This is a genomic window from Natranaerovirga pectinivora, assembly GCF_004342165.1.
Taxonomy (GTDB): Bacteria; Bacillota; Clostridia; order Lachnospirales; family DSM-24629; genus Natranaerovirga; species Natranaerovirga pectinivora.
Window position 1 is genome coordinate 13,911 of the sequence record NZ_SMAL01000001.1, and the last position, 19,549, is coordinate 33,459.

General features: G+C 31.9%; 18 protein-coding genes and 1 pseudogene. 17 read left to right on the forward strand and 2 right to left on the reverse strand.

Translation table 11 applies throughout. The features are described 5' to 3' along the window. Nucleotides 1-89: 89 nt before the first annotated feature. Nucleotides 90-1,484, reverse strand: coding sequence for a YjiH family protein (locus EDC18_RS00075; protein ID WP_341472688.1), 1,395 nt, complete (start codon nt 1,482-1,484; stop codon nt 90-92). Between the two features lie 298 nt (nt 1,485-1,782). Between EDC18_RS00075 and EDC18_RS00080 the strand changes: the two genes are divergently transcribed. Further along, on the forward strand, nt 1,783-2,598 hold the full coding sequence (locus EDC18_RS00080) for a hypothetical protein (RefSeq protein WP_132249061.1): 816 nt from the start codon (nt 1,783-1,785) through the stop codon (nt 2,596-2,598). Nucleotides 2,599-2,662: 64 nt separating this feature from the next. Here the strand turns inward: EDC18_RS00080 and EDC18_RS00085 are convergent, their stop codons facing one another. Further along, nucleotides 2,663-3,544, reverse strand: coding sequence for a LysR family transcriptional regulator (locus EDC18_RS00085; protein WP_132249958.1), 882 nt, complete (start codon nt 3,542-3,544; stop codon nt 2,663-2,665). Between the two features lie 144 nt (nt 3,545-3,688). Here EDC18_RS00085 and EDC18_RS00090 point away from each other — a divergent pair, with 144 nt between their 5' ends. From EDC18_RS00090 to EDC18_RS00155, 16 genes and pseudogenes are all read left to right on the forward strand, one after another. Continuing rightward, the gene (locus EDC18_RS00090) at nt 3,689-7,441 is read left to right on the forward strand and encodes a phosphoribosylformylglycinamidine synthase (RefSeq protein WP_132249062.1); all 3,753 of its coding nucleotides are present in this window, start codon (nt 3,689-3,691) and stop codon (nt 7,439-7,441) included. A 170-nt stretch (nt 7,442-7,611) separates the two neighbouring features. Continuing rightward, nucleotides 7,612-8,220, forward strand: coding sequence for a DUF6199 family natural product biosynthesis protein (locus EDC18_RS00095; RefSeq protein ID WP_132249063.1), 609 nt, complete (start codon nt 7,612-7,614; stop codon nt 8,218-8,220). 63 nt (nt 8,221-8,283) lie between these two features. After that, nucleotides 8,284-8,445 (forward strand): annotated as a pseudogene (locus EDC18_RS15015) (DUF6199 family natural product biosynthesis protein); the annotation flags it as partial. A 24-nt stretch (nt 8,446-8,469) separates the two neighbouring features. After that, nucleotides 8,470-8,646: a DUF6199 family natural product biosynthesis protein gene (locus tag EDC18_RS14420; RefSeq protein ID WP_165878405.1), complete on the forward strand. Its 177-nt coding sequence runs from the start codon at nt 8,470-8,472 to the stop codon at nt 8,644-8,646. A 48-nt stretch (nt 8,647-8,694) separates the two neighbouring features. Next, nucleotides 8,695-9,318, forward strand: coding sequence for a DUF6199 family natural product biosynthesis protein (locus EDC18_RS00100; protein ID WP_132249064.1), 624 nt, complete (start codon nt 8,695-8,697; stop codon nt 9,316-9,318). A 59-nt stretch (nt 9,319-9,377) separates the two neighbouring features. Further along, nucleotides 9,378-9,593, forward strand: coding sequence for a hypothetical protein (locus EDC18_RS00105; protein WP_132249065.1), 216 nt, complete (start codon nt 9,378-9,380; stop codon nt 9,591-9,593). A gap of 181 nt (nt 9,594-9,774) precedes the next feature. Further along, entirely contained in the window at nt 9,775-10,269 is a 495-nt protein-coding gene (locus EDC18_RS00110) for a MogA/MoaB family molybdenum cofactor biosynthesis protein (protein ID WP_132249066.1), read from the forward strand. A gap of 9 nt (nt 10,270-10,278) precedes the next feature. After that, a complete protein-coding gene (gene moaA, locus EDC18_RS00115; RefSeq protein ID WP_132249067.1) occupies nt 10,279-11,244 on the forward strand; it encodes a GTP 3',8-cyclase MoaA in 966 nt (321 codons plus the stop codon). A 2-nt stretch (nt 11,245-11,246) separates the two neighbouring features. After that, nucleotides 11,247-11,717 carry a cyclic pyranopterin monophosphate synthase MoaC gene (moaC, locus tag EDC18_RS00120; protein ID WP_207669135.1) on the forward strand — a complete coding sequence of 157 codons (471 nt, stop codon included), beginning with the start codon at nt 11,247-11,249 and terminating at the stop codon, nt 11,715-11,717. A gap of 4 nt (nt 11,718-11,721) precedes the next feature. Next, nucleotides 11,722-12,171 carry an MOSC domain-containing protein gene (locus tag EDC18_RS00125; protein ID WP_132249068.1) on the forward strand — a complete coding sequence of 150 codons (450 nt, stop codon included), beginning with the start codon at nt 11,722-11,724 and terminating at the stop codon, nt 12,169-12,171. Between the two features lie 14 nt (nt 12,172-12,185). Beyond that, nucleotides 12,186-12,767: a nucleotidyltransferase family protein gene (locus tag EDC18_RS00130; RefSeq protein WP_132249962.1), complete on the forward strand. Its 582-nt coding sequence runs from the start codon at nt 12,186-12,188 to the stop codon at nt 12,765-12,767. A gap of 195 nt (nt 12,768-12,962) precedes the next feature. Further along, complete coding sequence (dpaL, locus tag EDC18_RS00135) at nt 12,963-14,159, forward strand: diaminopropionate ammonia-lyase (RefSeq protein ID WP_132249069.1); 1,197 nt, start codon at nt 12,963-12,965, stop codon at nt 14,157-14,159. 15 nt (nt 14,160-14,174) lie between these two features. Continuing rightward, nucleotides 14,175-15,350 carry a YgeY family selenium metabolism-linked hydrolase gene (locus tag EDC18_RS00140; RefSeq protein ID WP_132249070.1) on the forward strand — a complete coding sequence of 392 codons (1,176 nt, stop codon included), beginning with the start codon at nt 14,175-14,177 and terminating at the stop codon, nt 15,348-15,350. 16 nt (nt 15,351-15,366) lie between these two features. Next, a complete protein-coding gene (locus EDC18_RS00145; RefSeq protein WP_132249071.1) occupies nt 15,367-16,959 on the forward strand; it encodes an N-acyl-D-amino-acid deacylase family protein in 1,593 nt (530 codons plus the stop codon). Between the two features lie 74 nt (nt 16,960-17,033). Beyond that, on the forward strand, nt 17,034-18,317 hold the full coding sequence (locus tag EDC18_RS00150) for an amidohydrolase family protein (protein ID WP_132249072.1): 1,284 nt from the start codon (nt 17,034-17,036) through the stop codon (nt 18,315-18,317). Further along, complete coding sequence (locus EDC18_RS00155) at nt 18,317-19,411, forward strand: 4Fe-4S binding protein (RefSeq protein WP_132249073.1); 1,095 nt, start codon at nt 18,317-18,319, stop codon at nt 19,409-19,411. The genes EDC18_RS00150 and EDC18_RS00155 overlap by 1 nt, the downstream gene beginning before the upstream one ends. Nucleotides 19,412-19,549 lie beyond the last annotated feature (138 nt).

Consider the following 19,549-nt stretch of genomic DNA (forward strand, 5'->3'; position numbering starts at 1 on the left):
TTGCGCAACAAGCTTTTTCTAACTTAATCAGCTTTTTACCTATAAAGTAAAAAAGGGCTATCTCAACAAACAGAGATAGCCCTTCAAATTTAAAATATTAGATGTGCAATGGCTACTATAATTGGTAAAGTGATTAAAGTTCTTTGAATAAATATTATAATAAGATCTTTAAGGTTAATTGGTAATTTAGAACCAAGAAGTAAGCCGCCAACTTCTGACATATAAATAAGCTGTGTTACAGAAGTACAAGCAATTACGAATCTTGTAAGTTCACTTTCTATGCCGCTACCAATTAATGCTGGTAAAAACATATCTCCAAAACCAACTACAAATGTCATAGCTGCTTCACTTGCCTCAGGTACGCCTAGTAGATTTAGAATAGGAACAAAAGGGTAACCTAACCAAGTGAATATAGGTGTGAATTCTGTTATAATCAATGCAATTGTACCAAAGGCCATAACAATTGGCATTACGCCTAGCCACATATCTAACACGTTTTTTATACCACCAATGAAGAATGAAGAAATACTAGTGTTTTCATCGGCTTTTTGAGTTGCTTTTTTAATTCCCCAATTAAACATATTATAACCTGTTGGAATTTCTTCAGAGTTATTTGATGTAGACTCATCAATATAGGTATTGGCTTTTTTGGACAAAGGACGTATACGTGGAACAATTAATGCAGCTACAACGCCGGCAAAAGTAACAGTTAAGTAAAATGGAACGAAATAATTACCTAAACCAACGGTATTTATTACTACTAAACTGAAAGTTATAGATACTGCAGAAAAAGTAGTTGCAATAACTGCAGCTTCACGCTTTGTATAATGACCTTCTTCATATTGTTTGTTTGTTAAAAGAATTCCTAATGTACCATCACCTAACCAAGATGTAATACAGTCAATAGAAGAACGACCTGGGAGTTTAAAAAGTGGACGCATTACTTTAGTAAGAAGGGTTCCAAAGAACTCTAATAATCCAAAGTTTAATAGTAGTGGCAATAGTAATCCTGCAAAAAGGAATACTGAGAATAAAGTAGGAATTAATTCTTCTAATAGTAGGCCACCTGTATCTGCAGACCATACAAAACTTGGTCCAATTTCTAATAAAGTTAAAACTGCAAAAACCATCCCAAGGATTCTAAAAGTTAACCACATAGGGGATACACTAAATAAGTTGTTTAGGAACTTATTTTTTTGTATAATAGCTGGTTTAAAAAGAGTAGCTACAATACTTAGTAATACGGCAATAATAATAATAATAGTTGAAATCGCTGGTAAAGAGGCTTCAAAAGTATTTATTATGTACTTTGCTACAATAGCAATTGGAACAGTAATACCATCGTCATAAGGGATTGGTATCATAAATAAAAGTATACCAATTACTGATGGGATGATAAATTTTAGTAGACTTGTAAAGCTGTTTTTTTCTGGTGTTTGATTCTGAGGATTGTTAAAATCAATTTTCTTTTCTTCCATACTCATATCCAAGAACTCCTTTTAAATTATATTTTTATAAAATTACATTATAAACTTATTTTAATACATCTAGGCCTAATATGCAATGCAAAAGTAACAGTCAGATTATTGGTGAAATGTTGGTTAAATTGCAATATTTGCAATCAAATAAAAAAGAGTTATACCGTAGTAGAATATCAAGTGTTATCTTTAACAAAAAAACTTTCTAATACATTTAAATAAATATAAGAAGTTAAAAAAACTAAACACAAAAGACAAAATATGGTATGATATTCATAAGTCAAATAAAGGGGTGTGATGTAAAATGGCATGGTGTCCAGAATGTAAAACTGAGTATGAAGATGGTGTTTTAAAATGTTTTGATTGCGAAAAAGAATTGGTTGAAGATTTACAAGATGATTCATTGTATTGGATGGATTTAGTAGAGAGTAAAAAAGAAGAAGAAATAAATGAATTAAAAGCTTTTTTAGAATATAGTAAAATAGAAGATATCAATGTTATTGAAGATGAAGATCAGTTTATCCTTCAAGTTAAAAAGGATAGATTTGATGATGCAAGAAAATACGTAAATGTATATTTATATAATAAAAAGTTAGAAGATAAAGAAGAAGAGGAAGTTGAAGAGAAAATCCAACAACCTAAAAAGTTAGTTTATGAAGATAAGAATAAAAAAGTTGAAGATCTGAAGTCATCTGCTTTCGCTTTTATAACAGTAGGTATCTTAGGAATGATATTTGTGGGATTGGTCATGTTAGATTATATTTCTTTAAATATGGATCCAACATACAAAAATATTTTCTTTGCTTTCTTTTTCTTAGTAATGTGTGTATTTATAGGCGTAGGCATTATGTCGTATGTAAAAGTAAAAGAAGCTAAAAAAACTGCATTAGATTTTCAGAGTGAAGTAGAGGCCATTAAAAGTTGGATTTTATCCAATATAAGTTTTGCCCAAATGGAAGAAAGCATAGAAGATGAGTCGTCAGATGAAGAATTAAAATATTTTAATAGAGCAGAATATATAAAAGAACGTATAAACAGCCAATTTAATGATTTGGATGAGACTATTGTAGATGGTATCGTAGATGATTTATACGATGAGATTTTTGATAGAAATAATTAAAATGATTATTATAAATTAAGAATCTCAAAATGCCATTGAGATTCTTAATTTATTAAAATAAATGCTACCCTTTGATTAAGTCAATAAAAGCTTTTGCTGCTTGAGAGAGAGGGATTTGATCACTATAGGATAACCCAATATGCCTTTTAGGGACATCTTCTTTTACTTTTATTGTGAATAATTCGTTAGATTCAGGTGGTAAACAATAGTCCGGGATAAAAGCGATGCCTAAGCCAATCTTTGCTAAATCTATTAATAAATCGTTACTACTGATTTCTATTTCTGGTATTAAATCTAATCCATATTGTTGAAAAAGATTGTGTAAATATTCACTAGTAGTACTATTCTTATCTAACATTAGTAAAGGATATTTTTGAAGTTCTGCTAATGTTAATAAAGAATCTTTAAGTTTTAGATATTTAGACCCTCCGATAAATACATCATAGAATTCCTTTAACATTATGGTTTTCGTGTTATCCTGAAGTCTACGATTTGGAAAATTGGTAACAATAAAGTCAACACTACCATTTTCAAGTAAAGAAACACATTCTATAGAAGTACTATTGGTAACTTTAATATGTACATTAGGGTATTTTTTATGAAACTCATTTAGAAATGGGACTAATAAATAACGACATATTGTATCACTTGCACCAATTCTTAATTGACCACCATTTAATGTATGGGTTTCCATTAGATGATTTTCACCGCGCATAATTAGGTTAATGGCAGGTTCTATATGCTTAAAGAGCATATTGCCTTCAGGTGTTAATTGTACCTTTTTGGTGCTTCTTATAAATAAATGTTGGTTAAGCTTTTTTTCCAAAGTTTTAATAGATTGACTTACTGCAGATTGTGATATATATAACTCTTTAGAAGCTTCAGAAAAGCTTAATGTTCTAGCTACAAAATAAAACACTTTATATAGTTCATAATTAATATCCATCATTAGCACTCCTTATAATTGGTATTAATATTATTAATTTTATTTCTTAATTCTAACATGGTAATATAAAAATGTAAACTAAAAGATCGATATAATATATGATATTTCAAATTTATTAAGTAAAAAAAGACGGAGGACTGTCAAATGCAAGTAAAAAGAGTATATGTTGAGAAGAAAAAGGACTATCAAATCTTATCTTTAGAACTTTTTCATCAAGTTAAAGAATATTTAGAAATTAAAAGTGTTGAATCTATAAGAGTTTTAACATGTTACGATATAGAGAATATCTCAGAGGATACTTATAATAAAGCATTGGTAACAGTTTTTTCTGAACCACCACTTGACTATGTTTATGAAGAGTTTTTTCAAATAGGTGATGATGAAGTAGCTTTTGGTGTAGAGTTCTTACCTGGACAATTTGATCAAAGAGCAGATTCAGCTGTTCAATGTATGAAATTATTAAATGAAAATGAAGAACCCATAATCAGAAGTTCAATGATCTATGTTATAAAAGGACAAGTTTCTAAAGAAGAAATTGAAAAGATTAAAAATTACTGTATCAACCCAGTAGATTCAAGAGAAGCTTCATTAGAAAAACCCACATCATTGGTTCAAAATTTTGTTGAGCCTGATGCTGTAGAAATTATTGATGGTTTTATATTAAAGGAAAAAAAAGAAATTGATGCATTGTATAAGTCTCTTAATTTAGCAATGACTTATGATGATTTTGAGCATATATACAATTATTATAAAAATACTGAAAAAAGAAATCCTTCAATCACTGAAATTAGGGTATTAGATACTTATTGGTCCGATCATTGTAGACATACAACTTTTTTAACAGAATTAAAGAATGTAACTTTTGAAGATGGTTTTTACAATGCACCTATTAGAGAAACTTATGAAAGTTATTTGAAAGCTAGAAAAACAGTATATAAAGATAGAGCTGAAAAAGACATCTCCTTAATGGATATGGCTTTAATGGCTATGCGTGAATTAAGATTGGCAGGAAAACTTGAAGATTTAGAAGAATCAGATGAAATTAATGCATGTAGTATCATTGTACCTGTAGAAATTGATGGAAAAACTGAAGAATGGCTAGTGATGTTTAAAAATGAGACACACAATCACCCTACAGAAATAGAACCATTTGGTGGGGCAGCTACTTGTTTAGGTGGTGCCATAAGGGATCCTTTGTCAGGACGTTCTTATGTATACCAAGCAATGCGTGTTACTGGAGCGGCAGATCCTACTGTAGACATTAAAGAGACTTTAAGTGGTAAATTACCACAAAGAAAAATCACGACAGAAGCAGCAGAAGGATATAGCTCATATGGTAATCAAATTGGGTTAGCGACAGGTCTTGTTTCTGAAGTATATCACCCCAACTATGTGGCTAAAAGAATGGAAATTGGAGCAGTCATAGCAGCAGCACCAAGAAAAAATGTTATTAGAGGAAAAGCAGAGCCAGGAGATATGATCATCTTACTTGGTGGAAGAACGGGAAGAGACGGTTGTGGTGGCGCAACAGGTTCATCTAAAGTGCACACAGAAGAATCAATACTCGCTTGTGGTGCTGAAGTTCAAAAAGGGAATGCACCAACAGAGCGAAAAATTCAAAGATTATTTAGAAAAGAAGAAGTAAGTCAACTCATTAAAAAATGTAATGACTTTGGTGCTGGTGGTGTTGCTGTTGCCATTGGTGAATTAGCAGATGGTTTAAATATTAATTTAGATTTAGTACCTAAAAAATACGAAGGATTAGATGGCACAGAATTGGCTATATCTGAATCACAAGAGCGTATGGCAGTTGTTGTAGATAGAGAGAATGCTGAGCAATTTATTGCCTTTGCGGAAAAAGAGAACTTAGAGGCAAAAGTAGTGGCTCAAGTAACAGAAGAGCCAAGATTGGTAATGACATGGAAAAATAAAATAATTGTTAATTTAAGTAGAGCTTTTTTAGATACCAATGGTGCCCATCAAGAAGCAGAAGTGGAAGTACTATTACCATCTGAAAAAGAAAATTACTTTGCAAGTAAAGACATTAACAATGTTAGAGAAGAATGGTTAAAGACTGTTAGCGATTTAAACGTTTGCTCACAAAAAGGAATGGTTGAGCATTTTGACAGTTCTATTGGTGCTGGATCTGTTTTAATGCCTTTTGGAGGAAAATATCAGAGAACGCCAGTTCAAGCTATGGTAGCAAAAGTACCTGTATTAAACGGGGAAACCACAACAGCAACCATGATGAGTTATGGATTTGATCCTGCACTTAGTTCTTGGAGTCCATACCATGGCGCAATGTACGCTGTAATAGATTCAGTTGCTAAAATCGTTGCAACAGGTGGAGATTATAAAAATATTAGATTTACTTTCCAAGAGTATTTCAAACGCCTCAATAACGATCCAAAAAGATGGGGAGAACCATTTAGTGCATTACTTGGTGCATACAAAGCACAAAAAGCATTTGAATTGCCATCTATTGGTGGAAAAGACAGTATGTCAGGATCATTTAATGATATAGATGTACCACCGACATTGGTTTCTTTTGCAGTAACAACAACCCATATCGATAATATAATAACACCAGAATTAAAGGAAGCGGATCATAAATTAATAAAAGTAACATTAATTAAAGACAACTATGATTTACCAGACTTTGAAGAACTTAAAAAGAATTATGATGAAATCGTTAAATTAACTGCAGGTGGAAAAGTTTACGCTGCTTATGCTCTAGGATATGGTGGTATCTGTGAAGCAATTAGTAAAATGGCTTTTGGTAATGAAATTGGTGTTACACTTAACGAGGCAATTGCAGGGAATAGATTATTTGAAGCAGATTACGGTTCAATTATTCTAGAAATAGATGAAACAACATTAGAATTATTAAATGAAGTATCTTATGAAGTCATTGGAACAACTATTAATGAAAAAGTAATTCAGTACAATGATATGATTATTCCATTAGATGATGTGTTAAATAAATGGGTAGAAACACTTGAAGAAGTTTTCCCAACAAAATCATCAGATAATAAAGAAATATTAGATACACCTGTATATGAGGAAAAGAGAGTAAACATTGGCAATCCTGAAAAAGGGAAGCCACAAGTATTTGTGCCTGTATTCCCAGGAACCAACTGTGAATATGACACCTTAAGAGCTTTTGAAAAAGCAGGGGCAAATGTTAAAACCGTCGTATTTAAAAACTTAAACCCAAGTGACATTAGAGAGTCAATTGAAACATTTACTAATAGCATAAATGAAAGTCAAATATTAATGATACCTGGTGGCTTTAGTGCTGGGGATGAGCCTGAAGGATCAGGAAAATTCATTGCAACGGTTTTTAGAAATGAAAAAGTAAAAGAAGCGGTTATGACTTTATTAAATAAAAGAGATGGTTTAGGACTAGGAATTTGTAATGGATTCCAAGCATTAATAAAATTAGGTTTAGTTCCATATGGTGACATTAGAGATCAAAAAGATGATTCACCAACATTGACTATGAATACAATTGGTAGACATATATCATTAATGGCCAATACTAAAATTGTGTCTAATAAATCGCCATGGTTTAGCAATTGTAAAGTAGGAGATATTCATACAATTCCATTATCACATGGTGAAGGAAGATTTGTTGCTAGTAAAGAGTGGATTGATCAATTATTTAAAAATGGTCAAGTAGCAACACAATATGTTGATTTTGATGGAAAGCCAACAATGAATGAAACGTTTAACCCAAATGGTTCATACTATGCAATAGAAGGTATAACAAGTCCAGATGGTAGAATATTAGGTAAAATGGGACACTCAGAAAGAATTGGAACAGGCGTAGCAAAAAATATAATAGGCAACCAAGATCAAAAGATATTTAAATCTGGTGTAGAATATTTTCTGTAAATAGTATACAATAGAATATGAACAATTAAAAAAGACACTCAATTAAAAAGAGTGTCTTTTTTAATCCAATTAATTTTATGGTTTGTTTTGAAAATAAAATTAATAACGATGATTGTAGGAGAAAATATTAAAGTGCAATAAAATTAATAGGATTATTCTAGGGGGGGCTTATGAAAAAGAGATTATTATTGATGATTTTTGTAATACTTATTTTATCAAGTTGTTATGGCAGGGGAAATAATAATATTCAATATAGAGGTCGTACTTATGGGTTAGAGAAAGTGACTAATAATTCGTATGTATTTAAAAGTAGCTCGGGAGGAGGGGCTATTACAATTAATACTTTTGATAGATCTTCTTCAATGAAACGGTATGATGTATATATAGGAAGTAATGTATACATTCTAAATGGTGATACAAATAGAATTAATGTCATATACCCGAATGGTCAAAAAACTTTTGCTATGAGAAATGGTGGTGCTGGTAAGCTTGTTGAGGGTTACCCTTGGCCAATAGATTTTATGCATTTAATTATTAGTTTTGAAGAAATGATAAATAGGCCAAAAACAAATAATGAACATTTTTTTTATGGTATTATTTTTATAGGAATAGGGATTTATTCTTATAAAAATCCTGAATTAGGTTGGTATCTAAAGCATGGATGGAAATACAGGAATGCAGAACCAAGTGATTTTTATATTGCTGGTATTAAAGTTTTATGTGTTATTTTAGTGCTTATAGGTTTGTTTTTATTTATTAATGGCTTAGGCATTATTTAGATTTTTTGATGAATCAGTTGTGAAAGTTGGGGTTATTCTTAAGGGGTAACTTATGCTAACCCAGTAGCAGGATTTCAGTGGAATTTCGGCTGGATATATAAAAATGCAGAACCAAGTGATTTGTATATAGAAGTTACTAAATATAGTGGAGTTGCTGTAATAATAATAGGTATTAATATTTATAGCAGGGATTTTATAAGGTTGTGTAAAGAAATTTTACACTAACGTAAAAATAATGGGGGATTATAAATGAAAAAGCTATTGATTTGGGCAATGTATGCATATCCAGAATTTGGATGGGAATTAAACCATGGATGGAAATATAGGAATGCAGAACCTAGTGACTTTTATATTGAATCCACTAAATTTTTTGGTGTTTTAACAATGATTGTTTCTACAATACTTATCATCATAGGTCTGTTTTAATAATTAGATTCATTTACATTATAATTAAAATGATAGTTTGAGGTGCTTATGAAAAAAATAGTTATTTATCTAATATTATTAACAATTTTAATTTCGGGATGTTCTAAAAGGATTCGATCTTTTGAATACAGGGGCGTTAATTATAGGTATGAGGAAAAGCTTCATGACGGTACATTGGTATATACGGCGGAAAATGAGAACAAATCACCTATTACCATTAAGCCTGGCCATAATGAGAATTATGACCGAATGTATGAAATTCAGATTGAGAATGAAGAGTACACTGTTACTAAAAGAATAAGTGGAAAAATAGATATTAAATATCCAAATGGTCAAGAAGGTTATTATCATAGAACTGAAAAGGGGATACAAAGGCAAGGTGTTACAGGGTATGAAACGCCTGATACAATAGTTAGGTTTGTAGTGAAAGATCAAGAAAAATCAAGAAGAAGTATTATTAAAATTAACTGGCAATTCCTTTTTTATGGATTAATTACAACAGGGGTTGGGTATATAGCTTATGTTTGTCCAGAAATTTTTTGGTATTTAAATAGTGGATGGAAATACAAAAATGCAGAACCAAGTGACTTCTATAAAACATTAACGAGCACTTGTGGCATTTTAGGTATGGTTGTTGGAGGATTAATGTTTATAATAAGTTTTTTTACATAAATATTGTGGCGCTAAGTTAAATGAATGATACTAGAGGTAAGAAAGAGGTAGGGTGTTATATGAAAAATTTAAAAGTATGTCCAAAATGCAATGGTATAGATATAATCAGAATTCCAGGGAAAGCAGGAGCCTATGGAACAGGCAATAATATTATGACAGGATCAACGATATTTAGTGCAGTAAAGGTAACAAGATATTTATGTTGCGACTGTGGGTATACAGAAGAGTGGATTGATAATAAGGAAGATATAAATAAGCTAAGGAAGAGTTTTTAGAATAACCAATAAAATAAAAAAGAATTTCTATCTTGACTAAAGCATATTATTAGGATTATAATAATATTAAATAAATTAAGTCATAGTAAATAATAATAATAAAAGACAATGGAGTCTTTTTCAGTTTGTTAACTGAAAAGGGCTCTTTTTTGCTTTCTTTTTATAGAATGGTGTTGATCACATGTATACAGTAGGTATTTTAACAGCAAGTGATAGTGGGTTTAAAGGAATAAGAGAAGATCTAAGTGGATGTTTAATTAAAGAGTTTATGGCTCAAAGAAACTATGAAATTCAATATTATAAAGTATTGCCTGATGAGATAGAAGGGCTAAAAGACACAATGATATATCTTTGCGATACGCTAAAAGTAAATTTAATACTGACAACAGGTGGTACTGGATTTAGTAAAAGAGATGTGACCCCAGAAGCAACAAAAATGGTTATTGAAAAAGAAGCTATGGGAATTAGTGAAGCAATAAGATATTATGGCCTTTTAAAAACCTCTAGAGCGATGTTATCAAGAGGGGTATCTGGTATAAGAAAAAACACATTAATAGTTAATCTACCTGGTAGTCATAAGGCTGTTAGAGAATCATTAGATGCCATAATGGACGGATTACACCACGGTTTAGAAATACTAAATGGAGATGTAAAAGAGTGTGGACAAAATAAGTAGGTGATTACTATGAAAGACAGTTATGGAAGAGAAATCAATTATTTAAGAGTTTCAATAACAAATCGGTGCAATTTGAAATGTCGGTATTGTGTACCAGAAGGAGAAATATTTCAAGAAAAAGAAAGCAATCTATTAACCTTAGATGAAATGTACTGTATTATAAAAGCTTTTACAAAAGTAGGTATCAATAAAGTTAGAATAACAGGTGGAGAACCTTTAATAAGACCAGGAATTATAGAATTTGTAGAAAAGATATCTAAACTAGAAGGCATAAAAGATTTAGCAATGACAACCAATGGTATTCTTCTTAAGAAATATGCAAAAGACCTAAAAGAAACAGGATTAAGTAGATTAAATATTAGTTTAGATACTTTAAATGCTCAGGATTATACTTCTATAACAGGAGGGGGTCAACTAGAGAAGGTATTGGATGGGATTAAGGAAGCAAGGGCTGTGGGTTTAGGTCCTATTAAGATCAATACCGTTCTTATAAAAGGGTTTAATGATCATATGATAGAAGAATTTGTGGAATGGTCCATAAAAGAAAAAGTTGAACTAAGATTTATTGAGCTAATGCCAATTGGACATGGTATTTCATGGGCAAAGGAAAAGTTCATATCGGCAGAAACCGTATTAAAGACCGTACCAGACCTTAGAGAAATAAATTCTACAGATAAGTCCTCTCCAGCTCAATACTATGAATTATCCGATGGAAAAGGTAAAATAGGGTTAATAAAACCTGTATCTTGTAAATTCTGTAATCATTGCAATAGAATACGAGTAACCTCTCAAGGAGATATAAAATTTTGTTTGCTTAATAATGATAAGGTTAATATAAAAGACATACTTAGAAATTCTACAGAAATACGTAGAATAGAGGATATTATAGAATATTCAATTATGGAAAAACCAGAGTTTCACCAATTAGAAAACAATCAATATATGAAAACCAACATGTATAATATAGGAGGGTGATAATGATGACATTTACTCATTTTAACAAAGAGGGTAGAGCAAGGATGGTAGATGTAAGTGGAAAGGAAGATACAACAAGGGTTGCAATTGCTCAAGGTATTATTCAAATGAAACCGTCCACCATCCAAAGAATAAAAGATGGTTATATAAAGAAAGGTGATGTCCTTTCTGTTGCACAAATTGGGGGCGTAATGGGTGCAAAACAAACAGGACAATTAATCCCTATGTGTCACCCCCTCTTTCTTTCAGGAGTAGATTTATCTTTTGAATTAAAAGAAGAAGAAATTATTATTGAAGGAAAAGTTAAAACTGTTGGGAAAACAGGTGTTGAGATGGAAGCATTAACAGGGGTGTCTATTACAGCTTTAACTATTTATGATATGTGTAAATCAGTTGATAAAGATATGGTGATAAAAGAGGTTAAATTAATAAGTAAAACTGGCGGAAAATCAGGGGACTACATAAGGAAGTGATAAAATGAAGGAAAGAATAGGAAAAGTCATTTCTATTAATTATAGTGATAAGAAAGGCATTTTAAAAACACCCACTCATCAAGGCATCTTCAAAGAAAATTTTGGATTGCTAAATGATGCCCATGGGGGAGCACCTATTAGACAAGTAAGTTTACTCGCCAAAGAAAGTATTGAAAAAATGGAAAAAGAACTTGGTAAAAAATTGCCCCTTGGTAGTTTTGCAGAGAATCTAACCATAGAAGGAATAGAACTATTTACATTGCCCATTGGGACCAAAATGATCATTGGTGACACCATACAAGAGGTATCACAAATAGGAAAAAAATGTCATAGTGCTTGTGAAATAGGAAAACAAGTCGGTAAATGTATTATGCCCATAGAAGGTATATTTACGATTGTCAATAAAGGTGGTACGGTTAAAGTAGGTGATGTTATAACCATTGTAGAGGCATGAGAGTAGGTGATGATATGAATTCAGATATAGAAGGTGTTATTCTAGCAGCAGGTTTTTCTAGTCGTGCCAATGCTTTTAAAATGGCTCTTGATTTTGATGGGAAAAGCATCTTACAAAGAAATATTGAAGTGATGTATCCTTTTTGTAATCGGATCATTGTTGTAGGTGGTTATAAAGTTGAAATCATCAAAGAATTAATAAAAGATTATGATAAAGTAGAGTTGATATACAACGAAGAATACGAAAAAGGTATGTTCTCATCAGTAAAGGCTGGTATTGCCAAGGTAAAAAGTGCTAGGTTTCTTTTTACACCTGGAGATTACCCTTTATTATCCGAAAGAACATATAATTCTTTATTAGAGGTGGATGGAGAAGTTGTTATTCCTATTTATAAAGGACGAAAAGGTCATCCAATAGTCCTTCATAATAAATTGATTCCTTTAATACTAAAGGAACCAATGGATTCAAACTTAAAAGCCTTTATCCAAAATAGAGAAATTCAATTGGTAAAAGTAGAAGAAAAAGGAATCTTAATGGATGTTGATACAATAGAGGACTATGAAGCAGCTAAAGCCTATTTTGATAAGAACAATTGAGTTATTGACAAAGTACATCAAGATAAATTATAATGTGATTAAACAAATTTTACTTATACTAAAATATTTGGGGCAAAGAGGTCCTATACCAAAGAAAACCTTTGGCTATAGGATCTTTTTGTTTTTTAGACTTAATGTATTTAAGTATAGCAAAAGGATAATAAAAATTCATTATAAAATTTAGGAGGCGTAAGAATGGATAAGAAAATAAAATGGGTAATGAATTCTATTAAGGAAAGTAAAGAAGATAGTAATAATCAGTTGATGAATTCAGAGATAAGTGAGGAAGTTATAAACTATCATAAAAGTTTTGAAGAATATGAAGTAACGCCTTTAAGGGATTTAAAGCATTTATCTTCATACTTAGGGTTAGGTGGGATTCTTGTAAAAGATGAGTCTTATAGATTCGGTCTTAATGCTTTTAAAGTACTTGGAGCAGCATATGCTATGGGGAAAACCATTGCAAAAAGGTTGAGTAGATCCATTGATGAATTGCCTTTTTCAGTATTAAAGTTATCAGAAATCAAAGAGCAATTAGGAGATATAGCATTTGTTTCAACAACTGATGGGAATCACGGCAGAGGGGTTGCTTGGACAGCCAATCAACTTGGTGTTAAGGCAAGTATATTCATGCCCAAAGGATCAACACAAAATCGACTGAATCACATACTAGATTTAGGTGCTACAGCAGAAATAAAAGAATTTAACTATGATGACACAGTACGTTGGATGGTAGAAGAAGGAAAAACAAAAAATGTAGAAATCATTCAAGATACGGCATGGGAAGGTTATGAAGACGTACCACGTTGGATTATGCAAGGATATTCAACGGTGGCAAAAGAAATATTAGACCAGTTAGAAGGTAAAAATCCAACTCATATATTTTTACAGGCTGGTGTAGGGGCATTTGCAGCAGTAATGACATCTATTTTTGTTGAGGCATACAAAGAAAATACTCCTAAAATAGTTATATTAGAAGCTGACAAAGCAGATTGTTTTTATAGATCCATCTGTGAAAATAAGGTAACCCCTGTATCAGGTGATCTTAACACTATAATGGCAGGTCTTGCTTGTGGAGAACCCAATCCGTTGGCTTGGGAAATCCTAAGTGTTTATGGGGATATGTTTTTATCTGTACCAGATTGGGTAAGTGCAAGAGGGATGCGTATCCTAGGAAATCCTTTGGGATTAGATGAAAAAATTATATCAGGAGAATCAGGGGCTGTTGGTGTAGGTGTGTTAAGCCTTTTGAATATGGATGAGTATAAAGAATTAAAAGAAGCTCTTGAGATAGATGAGACTTCTGTAGTGTTGAATTTTAGTACTGAAGGAGATACAGATGCAAACACATACAGAGAAATTGTTTGGGACGGTAAATATCCTATGGAATAGAAAGAAGGGAATGATATGATGGATAGTAAAGTTCAAGAACTAATAAGCGTATGTCAAAAGCTCATCAAAATACCAAGTTATTCAGGTGAAGAAGGTGAGTTGGTAAAAGAATTAGTGGATATGTTTTATACATACGGTTTTGATGAAGTCGTTGTTGATGAGTATGGCAGTGTTGTTGGTAAAATTATTGGTAAAAAGCCAGGTGCGAAAGTACTGTTAGATGCCCACATAGACACAGTGGTTGTTCATGACCCAAGTAAGTGGCAATACAATCCCTTTGGAGGAGAACTCTCAGAGGGAAAAATTTTTGGTAGAGGAACATCTGATATGAAAGGCGCTCTTAGTGCTATGATAATGGCAGGTGTTTATTTTATAGAAGTTCTAGAAAAAGATTTTAAAGGTGAGATTTATATTGCCGGTGTGGTCCATGAGGAATGTTTTGAAGGGATTGCAGCAAGGAAAATAAGTGAAAGATTTAAACCAAATTATGTCATAATAGGTGAAGCATCTGAGTTAAATATCAAATGTGGTCAAAGAGGTAGGGCAGAAATAGTTGTTGAAACTTTTGGTAAACCGGCTCATTCTGCTAACCCTGAAAAAGGGGTGAATGCAGTTTATGGTGCATCCCAATTGATTAATGAAATTAGAGAAATCCCTTATACAACCCATGACATTTTAGGCAAAGGGATTCTAGAACTTACGGATATTATTTCATCACCATATCCAGGAGCCTCTGTAGTGCCTGATTATTGTAGAATTACCTATGATAGAAGATTATTAGTAGGAGAAACAAAAGAAGAGGTTATAGGGCCAATTAAAGAAATTATAGAGAAATATACCCATATTAATGGAAAAGTGCAATTTGCAGATGGAGAAGAGTTATGCCATACAGGTAATAAAATAAAAGGCACTCGTTTTTTCCCAGCTTGGTTATACGATGAAACTTCTGACTTTATACAACTGTCTCAAAAGGGATTAAAAGACATAGGGATACCTGCAACTATTACCCAATATTCATTTTGTACGAATGGTAGCCACTATGCAGGTGAAGCAGGTATAAAAACTTTAGGATTTGGTCCTTCAAAAGAAAATCTTGCTCATACCATTGATGAATATATTGAAATTGACCAATTAATAGGAGCATATAAAGGTTATATCAAGTTAATTGAGACTTTGACTTCACTTGTTTAAGGGAGGAGGATGTCATATGAAAACTAAAATTGAAAATGCCTACATTGTTGATGGAACTGGGATGCCAGGATACCTGGGAGAAATTACCATAGAGGACGAAAAAATAAAACTAATAAGCGATCATATTGATGGTATATACGATAGAATAATTGATGCAAATGGTTGTGTGGTTGCACCAGGGTTTATTGATACTCATAGTCACTCTGATTTGCAAATTTTGATTGACAATTATATAAGCCCTAAAATACATCAAGGGATAACAACGGAGATTTTAGGGCAAGATGGTATTTCTATGGCACCTTTACCAATTGAATATATTGAAGATTGGAGAAAAAATATTGCAGGATTAGATGGTGAAAGTGAGTCCATTAATTGGGAGTATAAAACAACCCAAGGTTACTTTCAAGAGCTAGAAAAAAAAGGTCTTATTACCAATGTGGCATATTTGGTACCCCATGGCAATATTCGTATGGAAGCTATTGGTTTAGTAGATAGAAAAGCTACAAAAAAAGAAATTCAATTGATGCAAGATATTTTACAAAGGGAAATGGATTCAGGTGCAATTGGATTCTCTAGTGGATTAATATATATTCCTTGTGCCTATGGAGATATTGAAGAACTTATTGAACTTAATAAAATTGTTGCCAAAAATGATGGCGTGTTTGTGGTTCACCAAAGAAGTGAGGCTAATACAATTTTAGATTCTATGGAAGAAATCATTGAAATTGGAAGACAATCTAGAGTTAAAATACATTTTTCACATTTTAAAATATGTGGTAAAAACAATTGGAATAAGATGGATAAAGTTCTAAAAATCATTGATGATGCAAAAAAAGAAGGGATATTTATATCTTTTGATCAATACCCTTATACTGCTGGAAGTACGATGTTAAGTGTGATTTTACCTCCTTGGGCCCATTCAGGTGGAACCAATAAGCTTTTAGGTAGATTAATAGACAATACAATAAGAAAACAATTAATAAAGGATATATTAGAAACCAATTGTGATTGGGATAATTTTGTAGAATTCGCAGGTTTAGATGGGATATATATTACCAGTGTAAAAACAGAGAAAAACAAATCTCTAATAGGTAAAAATCTTAAAGAAATTGGTCTTATAAAGAATAAAGATCCTCTTGAAGCTGCATTTGACTTATTGGTTGAAGAGGAAAATGGCGTTGGAATGATTGATTATTATGGTAGCGAAGAACATATTACTAAGTTATTAAAAAGACCAGAGCAAAATGTATGTACAGATGGATTGTTAGGTGGAAAACCTCATCCAAGAGCTTATGGGGCATTTCCTAGAGTGATTGGAAAATATGTAATGGAAGAAAAGGTATTAAGATTGGAAGATGCCATTTGCAAAATGACTTCAAAGCCTGCAGAAGTCTTTAAATTAGAAAAAAGAGGCAAGATTCTATCTGGCTATTACGCAGATTTGGTTATCTTTGAAAAATCTGAGTTTAGAGATATTGGAACCTATACAGAACCAGACCGATATCCAAAAGGGTTAAAACTTGTCATGGTAAATGGAAATATAGTTCTTGAAGGCAATACTGAATTTAGAGTAATATCTGGACATTGTATCAAAAAGCCAAAAAGATAGGGAATGAATTCTTTCAACAAATTAATATCTCCATAAAGAAAGGTATACTAATTTAGAAAGTGAGTTGGAAGAAGATGAAAGCTTTAATTAATGCAGATTTATTTGATTTTGAAACGTATAAAAAAAATCAGTATGTACTCTTTGATAAAGAGATTATTGACGTTGGTTCTATGGATAACTGTCCAAATGTAGATAGGGCATACGATTGTAAAGGCAGTATAGTTACGCCGGGATTGGTTTTAGGTCATTCTCACATATACTCTACTTTTGCTAGAGGTTGGATTACACGTATTACACCAAATAGCTTTGAGGAATTATTACAACAAATGTGGTGGAAATTAGACAGTGGATTGAATCACGATGCCATATTTTATAGTGGCTTAGTAAGTGGCATAGAGTTTATTAAAAATGGTATCACAACGGTTATTGATCATCATGCAAGTGGTAAGGATATTTTAGGAAGCTTAAACAAATTAAAAGAAAGCATATGTGATGAAATGGGACTAAGAGGTATTTTTTGTTTTGAAACCAGTGATCGGTTTAATATTTCAGAATGTATAGAAGAAAATATGTCTTTTAGTGAAAATAAAACAGATCAATATGCAGGTTTATTTGGTATGCATGCTTCTATGACTTTATCTAATCAAACATTAAAAAGAATAGCTAGTGACACAAAGAATCTCCCAATACACATCCATGTGGCAGAAAGTATAGAAGATCAAATTCATAGTTTAGAAAAATATAGAAAAAAAGTGATCTACAGATTAGAAGAGTATGATTTGTTAAGGAAAGAATCTATTTTATCTCATTGTATTCATTTAGATGAAAATGAGATGGATGTCCTTGCTAAAAAGGATATTGTAATCGCTTTAAACCCTACTTCAAATATGAATAATGGGGTTGGATTACCAAATTATAAACGAATGAAAGAAAAAGGGTTAACTTGTATCCTTGGAAACGACGGCTTAGGGTATAACTTTACACGGGAATTTCATAATTTTTTCTATTCAATGCACCATAGAGAGTTAAGTCCTTTGGCAATTTCTTTAGAAGATATAAAAATAATAATTCGAAATCAGTATACCTATGCAGAGAAAATATTAGGATGTTCACTAGGAAGATTTGAAAAAGGTTATAAAGCAGATTTTATGGCTATTCCATATATAGCACCAACAGAAATTACCAAAGAGAATATAATGGGGCATTTTTTCTACGGTGTGTGTGATAATTTTAGACCAAGAGACTTATGGTGTAATGGAATATTGAGAATGAAAGATTATGAAATAAAAACAGATCAAGAGGAAATATACGATTCGGCAAGAAAACTGTCTAAAAAGTTATGGGAGGAGGTTCTATAATGAGCCAAAAATTAAAAACAACCCTAGCAGGAATTACTTTAGAGAATCCACTAATGCCTGCATCAGGGCCATTGGTAGGAGATCATAAGAAAATGATAGCAATATCCCAATTCAAAGTAGGAGGTATGGTTACAAAAACCATATCTCAAGGAGCTGCAAAGGTACCAAGACCCTGTATATATGGTGGTAGAGATTTTATTATGAATGCAGAATTATGGTCTGAATTTGGACCTGATGCCTGGGTTAATGAATTTTTACCCCAAGTAAGGGAAGGTATTGAAATACCTTTATTTATAAGTGTTGGGTATACGAAAGAGGATATGGAAGTATTAATCCCTAAATTAGACCCCTTTGCAGATGCATTTGAAATATCTACCCACTATGTTGGTAAAGACTTAGAGGTTATTGCAGAAACAGTTAGAATGATTAGGTCAAAAACAGAGAAACCCTTTTTTATGAAAGTAAGCCCACATCTGCCAGACCCAGTTGCTTTTGCAAGGATGGTTTTAGACAATGGTGGTAATGGTGTTGTGGCCATTAATTCACTAGGACCTACAATGAAAATAGATTTAATGAAGAGAAAAGTCTTGGTTGGCAATGAAAAGGGGGAACTATGGTCATCAGGACCTGTTATAAAGCCTTTGGCATTAGCCTTAGTACATAGAATAAAAAAAGAAGTGCCTGAATGTACAGTTATTGGCGTTGGAGGTATTTCTACAGCTGAAGATGTTTTAGAGTTTTTACTAGCAGGAGCAGATGGTGTACAAATGCTATCTGCAGCAATGTTACAAGGCAAAGACCTATATAAAAAAATCATAAAAAATCTACCTAAAGCATTAGATAAATATGGTTTTAAATCCATACAAGAAGTCATCAGTACAAGATTAGAATCAAGAACTGTTGAATACAACCTTGTAAATTATCCTAATATTATAAAAGATAAGTGTATCCTATGTAAAAAATGTGAAAAGTTGTGTCCATATTTTGCTATTAAATATGTAGATGAGAACATATATATAGATAAGGATGAGTGTTTTGGTTGCGGTTTATGTGAATCTCAATGCCCTGTCAAAGCTATAGAAAATATTTTTTAATCTGACTAAACATTTTTTATTGACATTTAAATTTATTGATATTATAATAAATATATTATTATAAAAATAAATACAAAGATGTATTAAAAGTGTACCCGCTTTTTTAGGCAAAGGAGCCTTATTCTTAGAAGATGATTC